The organism is Stenotrophomonas sp. YJH_SMC_120 (genome assembly GCF_059368675.1).
In genome coordinates, this window is the sequence record NZ_JCAFRY010000004.1 from 211,366 (window position 1) to 230,639 (window position 19,274).

Sequence of the window (19,274 nt, forward strand, 5' to 3'; positions counted from 1 at the left end):
CCGCTCAGATGCCGCGCACCAGGCGGAAGCCGATGCGGGCGTTGGTAGTATCCGAATCCTGGGACTGCCGCCAGGCCGCGCGGGTCTGCTCGGGGGCATTGGCCCAGTTGCCACCGCGGATCACCCGCGACCGGCAGCCCGGGTTGAACCAGGCGACGCCATCGGACGGTGCGCGGCGGTAGCTGGCATGCCAGCAATCGGCCACCCATTCGCTGAGGTTGCCGCCCATATCGTGCAGACCGAAGGCATTGGCCTGGAAGCTGGCCACCGGCGCCGGCCCCCACCAGCCATCGCCGTACCCGATAAACGCGTTGTGCCAGTGCCGTCCCGAAGGCGAAACGTCCTTGCTGCCGGTGAAGTTGCCGCTGCCTGGCGGCGGCACGCCGGCATCGCCCCACGGATAGCGGCCACTGCTGCCAGCGCGCAGCGCGTACTCGAACTCGGCTTCGCTGGGCAGCCGGTAGCTGCGGCCGGTCTGCTCGGACAGCCACGCCGCATAATTCTCGGCATCACGCACACTGACGTGCATCACCGGCGAGTTGCCCAGCGCGCGACCGCCGTCGTAGTCGGAACGCCAGTCCACGCCGCTGCGGCGGATGAAATTGCCGCTGCGTTCGTCGTAGACCACCGAATGGCCACGCCGGGTCGCGCGCGGGCGCGCATTGGAGGCTTTCACGTAGCGCTCGAAATCGCTGACGGTGATCTCGGTGATCGCCATGGCAAAGCCGCGATCGAAGCGCACGTAGTGCGACGGACGCTCGGCATCACTCGAGCCCGGCTCGGCATCGCCTGCACCCATCTGGAAGCCACCGTGGGGCACCACCACCATCTGCGGTCCGCGCCCGCCATCGCGCATCGCATCACTGAACACCTGTCCCGGCCGGAAGCTCCCGTAATGGGTGGCCAGGTCGATGCGCTCGCGAAGCTGGCCCACCACTGCATCACCCGGCAGAGCGATGCGAAGCGCCTCGGCCAGCTTCTCGCGCGCCGGCTTCAGGCCTTGTGGCGTGGCAAGGTCACGCAGTCCGTCATCACGCAGCTGCAGCAGCGTGGCGGCGCGGATCTGCTCGATGCGTTCGAAGGCGTCGGCGATCGTCGGCGACGAATCGCGCACTTTGCTGGCTTCGGCCAGCCAGGTACCCGCACTGGCGAAATCGCGCGCCCGAGCAGCCTGTTCGGCACGGCGGATCAACCCGCTCTCGGCTGCGGCCAGGCCCTGCCGTGCGCGGCTGTTGTCTTCATCCAGCGCCAGCGCCTCACGGAAGTTGCCGATGGCACCGTCGCCATCCTCACCGATACGGTCCGAGCGCAGGTCCTCCTCGCCAGCACGGTTGTAGGCCACCACCCGTTGCGCCAGCTCCACCCGCGCCTGCAGCGCACGCACCTGCTCGTCCTTCGGCGACAGGGTCAGCAACACCAGTGCCTGGCGGCTGGCCTCGGCCAGCGCCTCGCGCTGCTTCAGCGGCCGCACCAGCAGGGCATCGGCCAGCTGCTGCAGTCGCTGGCGGGCACGCTGCAGGCCCAGCCGGGCCTGGCGGTCATCCGGGTCTTCTTCCTGCACCGCCAGCCACAGCGGAATGGCGGCATCCGCGTCTTCATAGAGCCGGCCTTCAGCGAACGCCTGCTCGGCGGCGCGCCGCAACTGGGCAAGGCTGCGGCCCTGGCGGTCCACCCGTGGCGGCGTCCACTGCTGTACGTCCTCGGCGGCATCTTCACCGGCGATGGTCACGCTGCCCTGCCCGGCCTGCGAACTGGCATTGGCGCCGGTGTCGGCGCCCTCGGACGCGCGCGCCTCTTCGCTGGCGGCCCGTTCCGCCGGCGCGGACGGCGACGGCGTGCAGCCGGCCAGGGCCACGGCCAGGGCGGTGCACAGCACGGGCGACAACGGAAAACGCAAGCAGAGCCTCCTTCGGCACAGACGCGGACCGACGTTAGGCTATTCTCCCCTGCCTGAGCAAACCCGAGTAGTAGGCCCTGACCCGTGGCAACCTGGATCACCACCCCCGCCGAGCTGGATGCGTACTTCCAGCAGCGCCCGACCCGCATCGGTCTGGACACCGAATTCATCCGTGAACGCACCTTCTGGCCGCAGCTGGCCCTGGTGCAGATGGCGGTCGGGCAGGACATCCTGCTCATCGACCCGCTGATTCCCGGCATGACCGAGGCGCTTGCGCATTGGCTGGCCGATGAATCCATCACCAAGGTAATGCACAGCGCCAGCGAAGACCTGGTTGCCTTCAAGTGGGCCTGCGGCGTGCTGCCGCGACCGCTGTTCGACACCCAGATCGGGGCGTCGCTGGCCGGCATCGGCGGCGGCATGGGCTACCAGAAGCTGGTGGCGGAGATCACCGGAGTGGCGCTGGCCAAGGGCGAGACCCGCTCGGACTGGATGCGCCGCCCGCTGTCCGAGTCGCAGCTGCAGTACGCCGCCGACGATGTCGAGCACCTGTTCGCACTGCACGACGCCATTGATGCCAGGCTGCAGGCGCTGGGCCGCCAGCAGTGGTTGCACGACGATGGCGAGCGCCTGCTGGCCAGCGTCGCCAACGATGAAGACCGCTGGCCGCACCTGGCGATGCGCTCGGCACAGTTCCTTGATGCCGCCGCACAGCACCGCCTGTTGCGCCTGCTGCGCTGGCGTGATGTGCAGGCACGCAGCAGCGACCGCCCGCGAAGCTGGATCCTGGACAACGAACTGGCCGCCACTCTGGCGCGCACGCCTCCGGCCGACGAGGCAGCGCTGGGCAAGCTGTTCGAGCAGTTCCCAAAGGCACCGCGCAAGCTGGCCAGCGCCGTGTGGCAGGCGCTGGCCACGCCGCTGGCCGACGAAGCCGACGCGCCGCTGGCGCTGCCGGCCAACGACAGCAACAAGCAGGCGCTGAAGAAGCTGCAGGATGCCGTGGCCGAACGCAGCCGCGAGCTGGGACTGCCAGATGGCATCCTTGCCTCGCGCAAGCACCTGGAAAGCTATCTGGAACGTCGCCAATGGCCCGCCGCACTGGCCGGCTGGCGCCAGCAGGAACTGGAGTCGCGCCTGCAGGCGCTGCTGCCGGCGAACTAGCAACCCGCATCGGCCGCCTCACGGGGCGGCCCTGCCAATGCTCGACAAAGACGTTGTTGCATGCCTGCTTGGCCCTCTTCCGGTATGTCACGATGGATGATCGGCTCGCTGCTGGCCAGCAGCACCCCTGCATGGATCACAGCAGCCAGCTCAACGCCTACGCGGCACTGACCGGCGGGCTGGATCTGGCCCGTTCGGTTCATTACCTCGCGCTTTCGGCACGCCTGATCGAACCGGCCCCCGCTGCCAGCGAGCAGGACAAGTTCGAACCCTGGCTGCATCCGCACGCCCTGATGCTCGGCTATTTCCCGGAATCGAGGCGTAGAGACAGGGCCAGGGCACACTCGCCTACCGGCCCGAGCTGCTGCTTGCCTTTCCGCTGCACATGGACGATCCGCAACGCGAACGCCTGTACCGGGTGACGGGATTCACCTTCAAGCCTCCTGCTGAATGCCATCGACACGGCAGCCGCATGTCCTGCTTGCCGCCGCTAGCGACCGCGCTTCTAATGTCCAGCCTCGTACTCGCTGGATTGCAGCAATGACAAACGGATTTGCAAAAGACGGGCTTTCCCCCGAAGACCTTGCCTGGCGCGTGCAGGCGCGCACTGCGCTGCAGGAACGGCGCTATGCCGAACTGGATGCGTTGCTTGCTCCACATGAGCTGGCCTGGCTGCAGGGAGAGAATGCGCTGCCCGGCATCCGCTGGCGGCTGCGCAACCTGCACGACGCCACGCTGACACTGGAAGCCCGCCTGCAACAGGCCCAGCAGTGGGCCTCGGCCGCCCCCGGCAGCTACTACGCCTGGCTTTGCCTGGGCGCCTGCTGGCAGGACGCTGCCGGCGAACTGCGCAGCGCCGACGTGGCCGCACTGGTCGAAGACAGCCAGTGGCTGGCGGCGCAGCTGGCCCGCGACCATGCCGTGCACGCCTACCTGCAGGCGATGCCGCTGTCGCCACGACCTGCGCTGGCGCTGGACGGCATCAAGCGCATCACCAGCTACCTGCGCGAACCGAACTGGCTGCGTGCGCTGCAGGCCGGGGAACCCGCCGCATCCGATGACGCCACGCTGGCCGAGCACTACCCTCAAGCCTGGCCAAAGGCATTGCAGCTGCTGTCGCGCTTCGGCACGCCGTTGCAGACGCTGCCGGATACGCTGCCCCCGTTGCTGCGCGAGCGCAGCCAGGACGATTTCGACGCACCACTGGCGTACTGGATGCGCCTGGTGCTGGAGCAGCGCCCGGACGATCTGGCCACGCTGGAAGACACCCTGTACTTCCTGTACCCGCGCTGGGGCGGCAGCCATGAGGCGATGGAGAACTTCATCGAGGGCAGCTGGTGCCGTGGCCTGGAACTGGCGCAGAGCAACGCGCTGCGGTGGCACAAGGAGCAGGACTGGATGGGCGATCTGCCCCACCGCGAGGATGCCGACGCCGTGGCCGCGCACGAGCGCGCCTACACGCAGATCCTCGACTGGCACCTGGACCGCCACCTGCGCGCGCAGGTGCTGGCCCAGCGCGCCGGGCTGCGCTACCGTCTTGGCCGCGTTGAAGACAGCGAAGGCGTCGTGCAGTGGGATCCGGACCACATGCAGGCGGTGCTTGAAGATCTGCAGCAGGCATGGACATTGGACCGCGATGTGGTCCTGCATGAGGGGCTCGGCAACCTGGAGGCCTGCGCCTGGTTCGCCAATGTCGACGGCGCCGGAGCACTGTTCGCACAGGTGGTGGACTATGCCGCGCGCGAAGGCGATTCGGCGATCGGCCTGCTGTGGGCCGCCACCGCCATCGAGCATGGCCTGCTCGGCCAGGCCACCGACCCGACACGCGCCAGTGTCCTGCTGCAGCGCGCGTTGAAGCTTGCGCAGCAGGACGACACCTCGGCGGTGACGTTCGCCGCCAATCTGTTCTGTGATGTTTCGCAAGCCGCAGGCCTGTCGCTGCTGCAGCGCATGGCGGACGATGGCGACGCCGGCGCGATGTCGGCACTGTGCGACCTTTACAAGGGCCGCCTCGGCGGCCGCGACCAACCGCAGTTCGCCGATGCGGAAAAGGCCGCCTTCTGGCAGGAGCGTGCGGTGGAAGGCGGCGACCTGATCGCCACCTACAACCTGGCCGTGCGCCTCGTCGCCGCAGGCGGCGCGGAGAATGAAGCGCGTGCGCGCGAGCTGTACCTGCGCTGCCTGGATGAGGCCGAGGCCGGCGAGCGCGTGTGGGGCCCAACCTGCCGCAACCTGGCCTGCCTGGCATTCGATGGCCGGAACGACGCGCACAAGCGCGAAGCGGTCGAACGCGCCTTGATTCCGCTGTGGTGGCGCGGCGACGACGACGACAAGCTGTGGGCTGCCAGCTATCTGGCCGACATCTACCACTTCGGTAGCGGCGTCCCGGCCAATGCATTCCTCGCCCTGACCTGGCTGCAGCGTGCCAGCGAGATCGATCCGGAGTATGTGGACGTGGTACGCATGGCACCGCTGATCAACGGCGAAGGCCGCTGGTTCGGTGCCAGCCGCGCACGCAAGCAGCAGGAACAGGACCGGCAGCAGGTGGACAGCGCCACCTGGGCCCTGACCTTCGGCCAGCGCAGCCAGGACAGCAACCTCACTGCGGTCTGAAGCAACGAGAAGGGCGGCCCGGTAATCCGGGCCGCCCTTCTCATTCCAGCAGCGCGATGGCGGGACGACCCGCCACCGCGACAGCGCATTACCAGTTCATGTTCAGCGAGACACCGACGGTACGCGGTTCGTTGTAGACCGCGGCCATGTAGTTCTCGATCACACCCTTGAGGTTCTTCTCATTGGTGATGTTGCGCGCGAACAGCGCCACTTCGTAGGCACCGTAGTTGCCCGAGTAGCCGATCTTCAGGCCACCCTCGAAATCGCCCTTGGAGTTGAACTCCTTGCTGTCGTACAGCACGAAGCTGGTGTAACCCTGCTTGTTCCAGTCGGTGGACACGAACATGGTGCCCGCGTCGCTGACCGGGAAGTCGTAGCGGGCGGCCAGGTTGACGTTGTACTTCGGCGCGTTCGGCAGCGGGTTGCCGTCGATCTGGGCGAAGGTGTTGGCACCGACCTTGATGGTCGGGTCATTCACCGTGCACACCACCTGGCCGTTGAGGCCGCAGACCTGCGCATACACGCGCTTGTCCTTGATCTCGCTGTGCAGCAGGCTGACGCCGGCGCTCAGGGTCAGGTTCGGGATCGGGCGCAGCTCCATGTCGGCTTCAAAGCCGTAAGCCTTGGCCTTGTCGGCGTTGAACAGCACGCCGTTGCCGTCCGAATCGTTGCCGTTGAGCTGGATGTCGTTGACGGTGTAGGTGAACGCGGTGGCGTTCAGGCGCAGGCGGTTGTCCCACAGGCTGCTCTTCACGCCCGCTTCCCAGGACAGGATGGTCTCGGAATCGGCGGTGGTGAAATCGGCGTTGAACACCGCCGAACGCCCTTGGATGGTCGGGCCGCGGAAGCCACGCGCGACCTTGGCGTAGACGCTCACGTCCGGCGTGATCTGATACATCGCGCTCAGATCCCAGCTCGGGGTGGTGTCGGACATCCTGACGTCGGTGCGGCCCTTGTAGGTGACCACGCCGGCGGCAGTGTCAGCGGTCTTCAGTAGGCGGGTGTGCTTCTCGTCCTTGGTCTGGCGCAGGCCGGCGGTGACGGTGAACTTGTCGGTGAAGGCGTAGCTGATCTGGCCGAAACCGGCCCACGAGGTGTTCTTGTTGCGCAGGCGCACCCAGTTGTTCGGGTTGCGGGCCGCGCCCTGCAGGAACCACGCGCGCTGGTAGAAGTCGGTGGTGTCACTACCATTGAAGTAGAACGCACCGGCCTGCCACTGCAGGGCGCTGTCATCATGGCTGGCCAGGCGGAATTCCTGGGTCCACTGGTCCAGGTCACGGATGCGGCCCATCGACTGGCCGTAACCGTTCGGCACGCCGTTGACCGGGAAGTTCACCGCGGCGCCGCCGTCGGTGTCGCCGCGGCTGTAGCCGGAGGTGGTTTCGTAGGCGGTGATCGAGGTGAAGTCGATCGCGCCGAAGTCATAACGCGCCTTCACCGAACCGCCGTAGGTCTTGTAGGCCTGCGGATTGTTGTCGGCTTCGTCGTAGGCGACCTTGTCGCGCGGCACGTCGGTCTTGTTCGAGCCCTTGGTCAGCGCACCGCGCAGGAACAGGGTCGAGGTGCCCTCGTAATCACGGGCGTGGGCCGAGGCCAGGATCGAGAACTGGTCGCTCGGGGTCAGCAGCAGCTGCGCGCGTACGTTGCGGTCATCGAAGCCGCCCATGGCGTTCTTCTTCGGGCTGACCGTGCCGTCGGCGCTCGGGCCCTTGTAGGTGTTGTCGACGTAGTCGTCGCGGTGCTGGTACAGGGCCGACACGCGGAACGAGGCGATGTCGTTGATCGGGCCGCCGAAGCCGCCGTCGATCGACACGCTGTTATAGGTCGCATAGCTGGCACTGACGCGGCCGGTGTAATCCTGGGTCGGCTTCAGGGTGTCGAACTTGACGATGCCGGCGGTGGTGTTGCGGCCGAACAGCGAACCCTGCGGGCCGCGCAGCACTTCCACCTGGTCCACGTCATAGACCGGGTTGGACTTCAGCACCACGTGCTCCAGCACTACGTCGTCCTGGATGATCGACACCGGCTGCGAGGCACCCAGGTAGAAGTCGATGTTGCCCAGGCCACGGATGTAGAAGCGCGGGAAGATGCGGCCGGTGGTGGTTTCCGCATACAGGCTCGGCACGCGGCCGGACAGCGCCAGCAGGGTGTCATCGCCGCCGGCGGTGAAGTCGCGCATGCGCTCGCCCTGCACCACGCCCACCGAGACCGGCACTTCCTGCAGGTTCTGCTCGCGGTGTTCGGCGGTCACGGTGATGGTGTCCAGCCCGGTCGGGGTCGGCGCGCTGTCCTGCGCGGCGGCACCGAAGCTGCCGACCAGGGCCAGGCCGGCACAGGCCAGAGCCAGCGGGTGGCGGCGGAAGGAAACAAGGGAAGACGACAGACCCGACAGGCGGCGGGAATCGGAATGGGAGGGCATGAAATGCTCTGAGGAGGCGTCCGTGCGGCCTGCGCGGGCCGGGCGGCAAAAAGGAGGAGAACTGCGCAAGCCGCCATTATCCCCCAAATTGTTACGATTTCGTTGCGCGGCGCCCAAACCCGGCGAAACAAGCGGTTTCGGCACAGTCACCCGCTGATGTGCCTCGCGCCTCGACATGAAATTCCTTTGATCGGCTTGGCAAGCGGCAGGCGCTTGGCTAGACTGAAGCCCTGCCGTGGGGCCATAGCTCAGCTGGGAGAGCGCGTCGTTCGCAATGACGAGGTCAGGAGTTCGATCCTCCTTGGCTCCACCACTATTCAGAAGAACCCGTAGATCTCCGTAATCTGCGGGTTTTTCTTTTCAGCGCCGGCAACTCAGGCCGGCTCCTGGTCGCCGTCCTTGCGCCGCGGGCCGCGTGAGTGCGCATCGCGCACCTGTTGATCGCGCTGCCCCGGCCGCTGCTTGGCCACATCGTCCTGCTTCCTGTCCTGGCGGCTTTCCTGGACGCCCTGCTTCGGGTCCTGATCCTTGTCTCGCTCGTTCATCGAAAACTCCCTCGTCGGCGGCAGGCCAACGCTGTGCACCACGCTAGAGGCTGGCGGGTAATCCACAGGTCAGTCCTGCGCCAACGTCATGTGCAGGCACTGGCTTGCCGCCACTGCCCCCGCGCAGCCAGAATCCGAGGAACAACGCCCACCGGTACGCCATGCCCTCTTCTGCCCAGCGCGCAGCACACGCCGTGCCGATGATCATTGATGCGACCGACGGCAGCATCCAGCTCGGCAATCTGCCGACTCTGATCGGCCCCACCCTGGCACGGGATGAGGCGCGTGTCGCCTTCGTCACGCTGATGCATGGCGAGCGCGATGTCGGCACCGGCTACGTCTGGCTCAGCCTGCACCGGCTCAGCCTGGGCGGCGCGCCCGCTGGCATCAGCCTGTGCTTCCACGGGCAACAGCTCGACATGGTGACGATGGGCGTCGATCTACCCGGTGCGACGTTGGAAGACGGCTGGCCGACCCAGGCCGCGATCGATGCCGAAGTCACCTTCATGCGCCGCACGCTGGGTGCGGCGCTGGGTCGCAAGCTGGCCGGCGGCCACGCCCGGTTCGACTGGGGCGAAGCCTGGGCCCGTTTCGATCCGAAGGGCTTCATGGCCAGCAGCGGTATCCGCTACGCGCCACACTCCTGACCCCGCTCAGGTCCGTGTGATCGACACTCCACCCTCCACGCGCATCGCGGTTCCGGTAACGAAACTGCTTTCATCGCTGGCCAGGAACAGCGCCGCGTTGGCGATCTCCTCCGGCTCGGCCATGCGCTTCAGTGCGTGCAGCGAGCGCACGAAGTCGCGCGCATCGCCGGTCGGTGCCGCCTGTCGGCCCATCTCGGTATCGGTGCCACCGGGCAGCAGCACGTTGCTGCGCACGCCGCGCGCACCGTATTCGGCGGCGATCACCTGGCTCAGGCCGATCAACCCGGCCTTGCTCGACGCATAGGCCGCCATGCCGGGGAAGCCCACGGTGTGGCCGACAAAAGTGCCAACGAACACCAGCGAGCCACCGCCGCGCGCCAGCAGTGCCGGCAACTGCGCACGTGCCGCATGGAAGGCCGCATCCAGATTGGTGGCCATCACTTCACGCCAGGCGTCCACCGGGAACTCCGCCGCCGGCACGCCCGGGCCGAGCATGCCGGCATTGTTGAGGGCGATGTCCAGGCCGCCGAAGGACCGCTGGGCCAGATCGACCAGCGTTTGTGCCGTGCCCGGGTCAGCCACGTCAGCGGCATGCGCCACGGCTTCGCCACCGGCGGCGCGAATCTGCTCGGCCAGCGCCAGCAGCGGCTCCGGCCGCCGTGCGTTGAGCACCAGCTTCGCCCCTTCGGCGGCGAAGCGCAGCGCGCTGGCGCGGCCGATGCCAGCGCTGGCTCCGGTGATGAGGGCGATCTTGTTGTTCAGGCGCATGGTGGCAGTACCGGTTGTGAAGTGGCCGCCACGATGCCGCGCATCTCCCCTGCCGACACTCCGTTTCCGGGCCTGGCCCGTCGGTGCAGGAAACGGAGTTTCCGCAGCACCGGCACGTGCCAGAATCCGGCCATGGACAGTACCGCCACCACCGCCTTCGATGCCCGCGTCGAACGGGTCTGCCGCCACCTTCAGGCGAGCCTCGACGAACCTTCGCTGCAGGAGCTGGCCGACATCGCCGGCTGCAGCCCAACGCGCCTGCATCGTCTGTTCAAGCAGGCCACCGGGCTGACCCCCAAGCAATACGCCGCCGCGCTGCGCGCCGACCGCCTGCGCACCGGACTGGAACAACAGGAGCGCATCACCGATGCCTTCCACGATGCCGGCTTCGGTTCCAGTGGGCGCTTCTACGAGAACGCACCGAAGTTGCTGGGCATGACGCCCAAGCAATGGCGCGCAGGTGGTCGCGGCGAAGTCATCCACTTCGCGCTTGCCGAAAGCTCACTGGGCAGCGTGCTGGTGGCCAGCAGTGCCACCGGCGTGGTTGCGATCCTGCTCGGCGACGATCCGGAGACGCTGCTGCAGTCATTGCAGCAACGCTTCCGCCAGGCCGAACTGGTCGGTGCCGACCAGGGCTATGAGCAACTGGTGGCACAGGTGGTGGGCCTGGTCGAGGATCCTTCGCGCGGCGCCACGCTGCCGCTGGATATCCGCGGCACCGCGTTCCAGCAACGGGTGTGGCAGGCACTGCAGCAGATTCCGCGCGGGCAGACCGCGTCATATGCGGATGTCGCCGCGCGCATCGGCGCCCCGCGCTCGAGCCGTGCGGTGGCCCGCGCATGCGCGAGCAACCCGCTGGCGGTGGCGGTGCCCTGCCACCGGGTCGTACGCCGCGACGGCGACCTGTCCGGCTATGCGTGGGGCGTAGCGCGCAAGCGCGAACTGCTGCGCCGGGAAAAGGCCACGACTGCCTGAAGCAGGTGCCGACCTTGGTCGGCACGCCGCCAAGCCCTCAATCCAGCTTCACCACCAGCTTGCCGAAGTTGCGCCCCTGCAACAGCCCAAAGAACGCCTCCGGCGCATTCTCCAGTCCTTCCACCACATCCTCGCGGTACTGGATGCGACCTTCGCGCAGCCACTGCCGCATCTCGCGTTCGAAGTCCGGCCACAGGTGGTTGAAGTCGTGCACGATGAAACCACGCACGGTCAGGCGCTGGCGCAGGATCTGGCTGAACAGTGCGGGCAACCGGTCCGGGCCGGGCTGCTCGATGCCCCGCTCGTTGTAGGTGGCGATGGTGCCGCACACCGGAATGCGGGCGAAGTCGTTGAGCAGCGGCAGCACTGCATCCAGCACATGGCCACCGACATTCTCGAAGTACACGTCGATGCCGGCAGGCACCGCCGCGCGCAGTTGATCGGCAAAATCAGCCGCGCGATGATCCAGCGCCACGTCCACGCCCAGCGTCTGCAGGTAGGCACGCTTGGCTTCGCCACCGGCGATGGCGACCACGCGCGCGCCCTGCAGCTTGGCCAGCTGGGCCACGGTCGCGCCCACCGGTCCGGTCGCGGCAGCCACCACCAGCGTCTCACCCGGCTTCAAACGGGCGATTTCATGCAGGCTGGAATAGGCGGTGAAGCCGGGCATGCCGTATACCCCCAGCGCGGTACTCAGCGGCAGTCCGGCCGGGTCCAGGCGGCGCCCCAATGCCTTGGCCGGCAGCACTGCGTGGGTCTGCCAGCCACCCGGCGCCAGCAGCAGATCTCCGACCGCCACACCTTCGGCGTTGGATCGCAGCACTTCGGCCACGGTCTGGCCCTCCATCACCGCGCCCACCGCCACCGGCGCGGCATACGAGGGGCCCTCGTCCATGCGTCCACGCATGTACGGGTCCAGCGACAGGTAGCGGTTGCGCAGCAGCACTTCGCCATTCCCCAATGCCGGCAGCGCAGCCTGTTCCAGACGGAAGTTGGCCGCGCTTGGTGCGCCCTGCGGACGCGAGGCCAGCACGATACGGGAGGTAGCGAGGGAATCGGACATGGTGACCGGCTCTGCTGTTGCCAGCATCAGGAAAGGAATGCCGACACTACGCCGCAACGATCGCCGGCAACGGCCATGAAAACAGTGTTCCATGGACCCGCGCGGCGCGGGTCCGGCGCAGCCCTTGCCCTTCCAGCTTTGGCGATCGCGGCGATCTGCTGATTTCCACCGCAGACGATGATCGACTGACCACGCCCCCCGTCCACAACGGAGGATCAAGCACTTGCGAGCCCACAGACGGCAATGTGAAGAAATCTTGGCAAAACGCTTGCCGAAGGCAGCCGACCTCCGTAATATACGCGTCCTTGGCAGCGACCTCGCTGCAACGAAACATGTGGCCGAGTAGCTCAGTTGGTAGAGCAGGGGATTGAAAATCCCCGTGTCGGCGGTTCGATTCCGTCTTCGGCCACCACTTTCGAAGGCCTGCAGAAATGCGGGTCTTTTTTTTCCGGAAACCGGGTTTGATCACGGTTGCCACACAATTTGGCCGAGTAGCTCAGTTGGTAGAGCAGGGGATTGAAAATCCCCGTGTCGGCGGTTCGATTCCGTCTTCGGCCACCATCTTCAGAGACCTGCAGAAATGCAGGTCTTTTTTTTTGCGTGCGGCCTGCCATCCACGCATGGCGTGGATCTACCTGGCGCTGGCTCCTTCCATGCCCTCGATCCATGCCGGGCCACCGCCGTCTGGTTGACGAAACATTTACACCGGTACCCGCCGCGGCACCTACGCTGCAGATTCCTGCCGGAGCCTGCCGATGCAATTGCGCCCCACCCTGCTCGCCTGCCTGCTGCTGGCCGCCGCCCCGGTGATCGCCGCCGAACCGGTGCGTGCAGTCGACACGCTGGACATCGACCGCTATGCAGGCCAATGGCACGAGATCGCTCACCTGCCGGTGTCATTCCAGAAGCAGTGCGTCGGCGGGATCACCGCCAACTACGGGCTGCGCCGCGATGGCCGCATCAGTGTCACCAATGCCTGCCGCAACGCCGACGGAGAACGCGTAATCGCCGAAGGCGTTGCACGCCCGGTGGCTGGCCATCCCGGCCAACTGCAGGTGCGCTTCGTTCCGGACTGGCTGAGCTGGGTGCCACTGGTCTGGGCCGACTACTGGGTGCTGGCGCTGGACCCGGACTACCAGTGGGCCCTGGTTGGTGAACCGGACCGGAAATACCTGTGGATCCTCTCGCGCCTGCCGGAAATGGATCGCGCCCGGTTCGAGCAGTTGAAGGAAAAAGCCGAAGCCATGGGCTACGACCTGCGCCCGCTGCGCCTGATGGCCCCGCTTCGCGATACGCCCGCCGATTGAGCCGCAGTTCAATCCGTACGCGCACCGTGCGCCCGAAGATCCAGCGCTGCGCACGCCCCGCCGCCATCTTCACGCGCTACCCTCTGCGACGGCTCGCCACAGGCGATCCAAACGACCATACGCCGTAGTATGCTTATTCCAACGCACCGCCTCCAGAGGACCTGCGCCCATGCTCCACCGTTTCCGTATCGCCTTGATCGTCCTGAGCACCTTCGCCCTTGCCGCCTGTGGCAACGGCATCGTCAAGCGTGTTTCGGAACCGGCGGCCAGCCTGCAGCAGCTGACCGTGCGCGCCGACGGCAACTGGACCGTGGCCCTGCGCCTGCAGAACTACAGCTCGATGCCGATGACTTTCGATGATGTGTCGCTGGCGCTGACCGTGGGCGATGCCGAGGCCGGCACCCTGCAGGCCAAGCCCGGTATCTCCATCGGCGGCACCTCCGCGGATGTCATCAATGTCGACCTGGTGCCCAGTTCGGCCGCACGCCTGGTGGTGGCCGATGCACTGGCCGGCAACCGCACCCTGGCCTATGGCCTGAAGGGAACGGTCGCGGCCACGCCGCAGGAAAAGAAGCAGCGCAGCTTCGACATCAGCAGCCGCAGCACCCTCAACCAGGCCCCGGGCCTGCCGGGCGTGCTGCGCTGATTTCCACCTTCCGTCGCGGCGCCTGGCGCCGCTCTCCCCTGCCCTGATCAAATCGAGACGTACCGATGAGCAGCTACACCGCCCCGCTTTCCGACCTCCGTTTCGCCCTGCACGACGTGCTCAAGGTCGAACCCCTGTTCGCCCGCCTGGGCTTCACCGACGCCACCGCCGACGTGGTCGATGCCGTGCTGGAAGAAGCTGGCCGTTTCAGCGCCACCGTGCTGGCCCCGCTCAACAGCGTTGGCGATGAGATCGGCTGCGTGCTCGACCAGGCCACCGGTGAAGTGACCACCCCGCCCGGCTTCAAGCAGGCCTACGACCAGTTCGTCGATGGCGGCTGGACCGGCCTGACCGCCTCGCCGGAACTGGGTGGCCAGGGCCTGCCGCACACCCTCGGCGTGCCGCTCAACGAAATGATCAACGCCGCCAACCTGGCGTGGGGCAACTTCCCGCTGCTCTCGCACGGCGCCATCGAAGCGCTGAAGCAGCACGGCGAGGCCTGGCAGCACGAGGCCTTCCTCAAGCCGCTGATCGAGGGCCGCTGGACCGGCACCATGTGCCTGACCGAGCCGCACTGCGGTACCGACCTGGGCCTGCTGAAGACCAAGGCCGAGCCCAACGCCGATGGCAGCTACTCGATCACCGGCACCAAGATCTTCATCACCGCCGGCGAGCACGACCTGACCGAAAACATCGTGCATCTGGTGCTGGCCAAGCTGCCCGACGCCCCTCCGGGCGCCAAGGGCATCTCGCTGTTCGTCACGCCCAAGTTCAAGGTCGACCGCGAGGGCAATGTCGGCGAGCGCAACGCACTGCGCTGCGGCTCGATCGAGCACAAGATGGGCATCAAGGGTTCGGTCACCTGCGTGATGAACTTCGACGGTGCGCAGGGTTACCTGGTCGGCCAGCCGCACAAGGGCCTGCAGGCCATGTTCACCATGATGAACACCGCGCGCCTGGGCGTCGGCCTTCAGGGCATCGGCCTGTCCGAGCGCGCTTACCAGAACGCACTGAAGTACAGCCGTGAACGCCTGCAGTCGCGCGCCCTGAGCGGCGCCAAGTTCCCGGATAAGCCGGCCGACCCGATCCTGGTCCACCCGGATGTGCGCCGCATGCTGCTGACGGTGAAGTCGCTGGTCGAAGGCAGCCGCCTGCTGGCCCTGCACGCCGCCACCCTGATCGACGTCGCCCACCATGCCGAGGATGCCGCCGAGCGCGAGCGCGCCGACACCCTGGTGAGCTTCCTAACCCCGATCTCCAAGGCCTGCCAGACCGAATGGGGCATCGAGAACACCTACAACGCCCTGCAGTGCTTCGGTGGCCACGGCTATATCCGCGAACACGGCATGGAACAGCTGGCCCGCGATGCCCGCATCACCACGCTGTATGAAGGCACCACCGGCATCCAGGCACTGGACCTGATCGGCCGCAAGACCGCGTCCAGCCAGGGCGCCGGACTGAAGCTGATGCTGGCCGAGATCGAAGCCTTCGCCAAGGAACACGAAGGCAACGAGGCGCTGGCCGAGTTCATTACCCCGCTGCGCGCCAAGGCCGCCGAATGGGGCAAGCTGACCATCGACGTGCTGCAGCGCGCGGCCGGCAATCCGGACGAACTGGGCGCAGCCAGCTACGACTACCTGTTCTATTCGGGTTACGTGGTGCTGGCCTACTGGTGGGCCCGCAGCGTGGCCGCCGCCGATGCCAGCGCGCACGGCGCCGCCTTCGCCCAGGGCAAGCGCGAAACCGCTCGCTTCTACTTCGCCCGTGTGCTGCCGCGCACGCTCAGCCACGCCGCCGCGATCCAGTCCGGCGCCGCCCCGCTGATGACGATGGACGACGAGCGCTTCGGCGCCTGAGCCGGCTGCCGCCCGGCACCCGCGGTACCGCCGGCCGCTGGCCGGCAACCGCAATAGCAACAGCTGGATCCCGGTGGATGGCGGGGCGGTGTGGGCTGGCAGGACACGCCGTAAACCCCGCTCCGCGATCCGGCCCAGCCGCTGGCGACTGTGCGTTCGGGCGCTTGCGAAGCAGTGCTTCGCAAGCAAAGCGCCCTCACCCCGGGGGCTCGATGGCGCCTTGCTCGTGTGCGCTGTCCTGCGCACACGGCAAGACCGGGGTTGGGGCGTCCTGCCCAACCCGCCCGAGGCATGCCTCGGGCCCATGGCGCCAACGGTCCTGCCAACCCACACCGCCCCGCCTCTGACAGTTCCCCGCGATCTGCGTAGATCCACGCCACGCGTGGATGAGAACCCCCTAAATCCCTCTGGAGAAGAGCCCCCTTTTGTTAAAGGGGGCGCGCCGACAGGCGCGGGGATTAGGAAGAATGCGCGCGCAACCCAGCGCGCCAACGGCGGGCTGGGTTGCTAAAGGGGGCGCACCGACAGGTGCGGGGGGATAGGAGGAATGCGCGGACCTGAATCGTTGCGATTTGCGTATCGCCGACAGGCGATACACAAATCGTCAACATTCAGGTATAAGCTGTTCTCCCGATGGAGACAGACACTACACGCTTGGGTCTGATCGAAGCCGGAGCTCCGTTTTCTGCTCCGGGCGCCGAAGCATCGCCCAACGCCACGACGCTGCATCGCCCCGGTTCGGTCCGGCTGCTCTCGCTTGATGCCCACGGACGCGTACTGGACTGGATCACCTGGCAGGATGCGGCGTGCCTCTACGCCCGCGAAGCGGTGGCCTGGACGCTGGGCGATCCCTGCCTGCACATCCACGGCGGCACCAATCGCTTCAGCGGCCTGCAGAGCGGCATGGACCTGCACCCGATCATCGCCGCGCGCGGCCATGCCCGCTCCCGCGCGATCGACCCCACGCCGAACCTGACCAACCCGGCCCTGTTCGCCCGCGACGCCCACCTGTGCATGTACTGCGGCCAGCAGTTCAACCGCCCCACGCTCACCCGCGACCACGTCGTGCCACTGTCCAAGGGCGGCCTGGACTGCTGGGAAAACCTGGTCACCGCCTGTTTCCACTGCAACTCGCGCAAGAGCGACCGCACCCCGCAGCAGGCCGGAATGCCGCTGCTGGCCGTGCCCTACCGGCCCAGCTGGATCGAGCACCTGATCCTGTCCAACCGCAACATCCTGGCCGACCAGATGGCCTTCCTGAAGGCGCAATTGCCCAAGCGGTCGAAACTGAGCACCTGAACGCCTGAAAATGCAACCCTCACCGTCCTGTCACGGACGGCGGCGTTTGCTTGCCCCACCCCCGTTTGAGGGCGAAAATGGGCATTCAGAAAAAGTGCGAACATGATGATCGACTCTGCCCGCTATCCCCGCCTCGCGCGCATCCAGACGCCGGATGACCTGCGCACGTTCGACGAATCCGAACTGAGGGCGGTTGCCGACGAACTGCGCGCCTACCTCATCGAATCGGTGGGCAAGAGCGGTGGCCACTTCGCCGCCGGCCTGGGCGTGATCGAACTCACCGTGGCCCTGCACTACCTGTACCAGACTCCGGTCGACCAGCTGGTCTGGGACGTCGGTCACCAGACCTACCCGCACAAGATCCTGACCGGGCGCCGCGACCAGATCCACACCGTCAAGCAGAAGGACGGCGTCGCGCCATTCCCGAAACGCGAGGAGAGCGAATACGACACCTTTGGCGTCGGCCACTCCTCCACCTCGATCTCGGCGGCACTCGGCATGGCCATTGCCCGCCAGTCCGAAGGCGACGACCGCAAGATCGTGGCGGTGATCGGTGACGGTGCGATGACCGCCGGCATGGCCTTCGAAGCGCTGATGCACGCCGGCGGCATGGACCCGGAACCGAACCTGCTGGTGATCCTCAACGACAACAACATGTCGATCTCCGAGGCGGTCGGCGGCCTGACCAAGATGCTCGGCCGTGCCACCGGCAGCCGCACGCTCAATGCGCTGCGCGAAGGCGGCAAGAAGATCCTCGGTGACAAGAAGAACAACCCGGCGCGTTTCGTGAAGCGCTGGGAAGAACACTGGAAGGGCATGTTCGTGCCGTCCACGATGTTCGAGGAGATGGGCTTCCACTACACCGGCCCGATCGACGGCCACGACATGCCCGCCCTGCTGTCCACGCTGAAGACGCTGCGCGCCTCCAAGGGCCCGAAGCTGCTGCACGTGATGACCACCAAGGGCAAGGGCTACGAGCCGGCCGAAGGCGACCAGATCGGTTACCACGCCGTGGGCCCGTTCGATCCGGACAAGGGCCTGGTGGCCAAGGCCGGTGCCAAGAAGCCGACCTATACCGATGTGTTCAGCGACTGGCTGTGCGATGCCGCCGCCGCCGAGCCCCGCCTGTACGGCATCACCCCGGCGATGCGCGAAGGCTCCGGCCTGGTGCGTTTCAGCAAGGAATACCCGCAGCGCTATTTCGACGTGGCGATTGCCGAACAGCATGCGGTCACCCTCGCCGCCGGCATGGCCACCCAGGGTGGCAAGCCGGTGGTGGCGATCTACTCGACCTTCCTGCAGCGCGCGTACGACCAGCTGGTACATGACGTGGCGATCCAGGACCTGGACGTGCTGTTCGCGATCGACCGCGCCGGCGTGGTCGGCCCGGACGGTGCGACCCATGCCGGCAACCTCGACCTGAGCTTCCTGCGCTGCGTGCCCAACCTGGTGGTGATGGCACCGTCCAACGAAGCCGAGTGCCGGCAGATGCTCAGCACCGGCCTGCAGCACCCGGGCCCGGCCGCCGTGCGCTACCCGCGCGGCACCGGCACCGGCGTTGCAGCCGGCAGCGACCTGTCCACCCTGCCGATCGGCAAGGGCGAACTGCGCCTGCAGGGCAGCCGCATTGCCCTGCTCGCCTTCGGCAGCACCGTGGCCGCCGCCGAACAGGTTGGCCGCGAACTGGGCCTGAGCGTGGTCAACATGCGTTTCATCAAGCCGCTGGACCGCGAGCTGGTGCTGGCTGTCGCCGCCCAGCACGAGGGCCTGGTGACGATCGAAGACAACGTGGTGGCCGGTGGCGCCGGTTCAGGCGTCGGCGAGCTGCTCAATGCCGAAGGCGTGCTGCGCCCGATCCTGCACCTGGGCCTGCCCGACAGCTACCAGCACCATGCCAGCCGCGAGGACCTGCTGGCCGAAGCAGGCATCGACGCCGCGGGCATCCGTGCGGCCGTGCTCAAGCGTTGGCCGCAGCTGGCCACAGGTACCCCGCCGCTGAGCGCGGCGGGCTGAGGCCGATTGCCACCCAGTGGATCCGCGCATGGCGTGGATCTACCTTGCGTCTGCATCCACGC

General features: G+C 67.1%; 15 protein-coding genes and 3 tRNA genes. 13 read left to right on the forward strand and 5 right to left on the reverse strand.

The window, feature by feature from the left end:
- Positions 1-4 precede the first annotated feature (4 nt).
- Positions 5-1,897 (reverse strand): formylglycine-generating enzyme family protein, encoded by a 1,893-nt coding sequence (locus AC5P60_RS08315; RefSeq protein ID WP_049402433.1) that lies wholly within the window; start codon positions 1,895-1,897, stop codon positions 5-7.
- 84 nt (positions 1,898-1,981) lie between these two features.
- Here AC5P60_RS08315 and rnd point away from each other — a divergent pair, with 84 nt between their 5' ends.
- The 3 genes from rnd to AC5P60_RS08330 all read left to right on the forward strand — a co-directional run bounded on the left by rnd (position 1,982) and on the right by AC5P60_RS08330 (position 5,674).
- Entirely contained in the window at positions 1,982-3,061 is a 1,080-nt protein-coding gene (rnd, locus tag AC5P60_RS08320) for a ribonuclease D (RefSeq protein ID WP_033833243.1), read from the forward strand.
- Positions 3,062-3,192: 131 nt separating this feature from the next.
- On the forward strand, positions 3,193-3,483 hold the full coding sequence (locus AC5P60_RS08325) for a hypothetical protein (protein ID WP_242898862.1): 291 nt from the start codon (positions 3,193-3,195) through the stop codon (positions 3,481-3,483).
- A gap of 118 nt (positions 3,484-3,601) precedes the next feature.
- Entirely contained in the window at positions 3,602-5,674 is a 2,073-nt protein-coding gene (locus AC5P60_RS08330) for a DUF4034 domain-containing protein (protein WP_033833219.1), read from the forward strand.
- 88 nt (positions 5,675-5,762) lie between these two features.
- Here the strand turns inward: AC5P60_RS08330 and AC5P60_RS08335 are convergent, their stop codons facing one another.
- Positions 5,763-8,093 (reverse strand): TonB-dependent receptor, encoded by a 2,331-nt coding sequence (locus AC5P60_RS08335; protein ID WP_033833220.1) that lies wholly within the window; start codon positions 8,091-8,093, stop codon positions 5,763-5,765.
- Between the two features lie 237 nt (positions 8,094-8,330).
- Here AC5P60_RS08335 and AC5P60_RS08340 point away from each other — a divergent pair.
- Positions 8,331-8,406, forward strand: a tRNA-Ala gene (locus AC5P60_RS08340).
- Between the two features lie 61 nt (positions 8,407-8,467).
- Here AC5P60_RS08340 and AC5P60_RS08345 read toward each other — a convergent pair.
- On the reverse strand, positions 8,468-8,638 hold the full coding sequence (locus tag AC5P60_RS08345; RefSeq protein WP_169448320.1) for a hypothetical protein: 171 nt from the start codon (positions 8,636-8,638) through the stop codon (positions 8,468-8,470).
- A gap of 161 nt (positions 8,639-8,799) precedes the next feature.
- Here AC5P60_RS08345 and AC5P60_RS08350 point away from each other — a divergent pair, with 161 nt between their 5' ends.
- Entirely contained in the window at positions 8,800-9,285 is a 486-nt protein-coding gene (locus tag AC5P60_RS08350; RefSeq protein ID WP_483693311.1) for a hypothetical protein, read from the forward strand.
- Between the two features lie 6 nt (positions 9,286-9,291).
- On the opposite strand, the gene AC5P60_RS08355 is transcribed toward AC5P60_RS08350, so the two are convergent.
- Positions 9,292-10,053 carry an SDR family oxidoreductase gene (locus tag AC5P60_RS08355; RefSeq protein ID WP_033833222.1) on the reverse strand — a complete coding sequence of 254 codons (762 nt, stop codon included), beginning with the start codon at positions 10,051-10,053 and terminating at the stop codon, positions 9,292-9,294.
- 132 nt (positions 10,054-10,185) lie between these two features.
- On the opposite strand from AC5P60_RS08355, the gene AC5P60_RS08360 reads away from it, so the two are divergent.
- Positions 10,186-11,028, forward strand: coding sequence for a bifunctional transcriptional activator/DNA repair enzyme AdaA (locus AC5P60_RS08360; protein ID WP_033833223.1), 843 nt, complete (start codon positions 10,186-10,188; stop codon positions 11,026-11,028).
- 37 nt (positions 11,029-11,065) lie between these two features.
- On the opposite strand, the gene curA is transcribed toward AC5P60_RS08360, so the two are convergent.
- Complete coding sequence (gene curA / locus AC5P60_RS08365) at positions 11,066-12,091, reverse strand: NADPH-dependent curcumin/dihydrocurcumin reductase (RefSeq protein WP_483693310.1); 1,026 nt, start codon at positions 12,089-12,091, stop codon at positions 11,066-11,068.
- Positions 12,092-12,427: 336 nt separating this feature from the next.
- Between curA and AC5P60_RS08370 the strand changes: the two genes are divergently transcribed.
- From AC5P60_RS08370 to dxs, 7 genes are all read left to right on the forward strand, one after another.
- A tRNA-Phe gene (locus AC5P60_RS08370) sits at positions 12,428-12,503 on the forward strand.
- A 73-nt stretch (positions 12,504-12,576) separates the two neighbouring features.
- Positions 12,577-12,652, forward strand: a tRNA-Phe gene (locus AC5P60_RS08375).
- 194 nt (positions 12,653-12,846) lie between these two features.
- On the forward strand, positions 12,847-13,398 hold the full coding sequence (locus tag AC5P60_RS08380; RefSeq protein WP_483693309.1) for a lipocalin family protein: 552 nt from the start codon (positions 12,847-12,849) through the stop codon (positions 13,396-13,398).
- A gap of 169 nt (positions 13,399-13,567) precedes the next feature.
- Positions 13,568-14,044, forward strand: a complete 477-nt coding sequence (locus AC5P60_RS08385) for an LEA/WHy family protein (protein WP_099485093.1) — start codon at positions 13,568-13,570, stop codon at positions 14,042-14,044.
- Between the two features lie 65 nt (positions 14,045-14,109).
- The gene (locus AC5P60_RS08390) at positions 14,110-15,900 is read left to right on the forward strand and encodes an acyl-CoA dehydrogenase C-terminal domain-containing protein (RefSeq protein WP_483693308.1); all 1,791 of its coding nucleotides are present in this window, start codon (positions 14,110-14,112) and stop codon (positions 15,898-15,900) included.
- 633 nt (positions 15,901-16,533) lie between these two features.
- Entirely contained in the window at positions 16,534-17,199 is a 666-nt protein-coding gene (locus tag AC5P60_RS08395; protein ID WP_495201724.1) for an HNH endonuclease, read from the forward strand.
- Between the two features lie 105 nt (positions 17,200-17,304).
- Entirely contained in the window at positions 17,305-19,212 is a 1,908-nt protein-coding gene (dxs, locus tag AC5P60_RS08400) for a 1-deoxy-D-xylulose-5-phosphate synthase (protein WP_033833240.1), read from the forward strand.
- Positions 19,213-19,274: the final 62 nt, after the last annotated feature.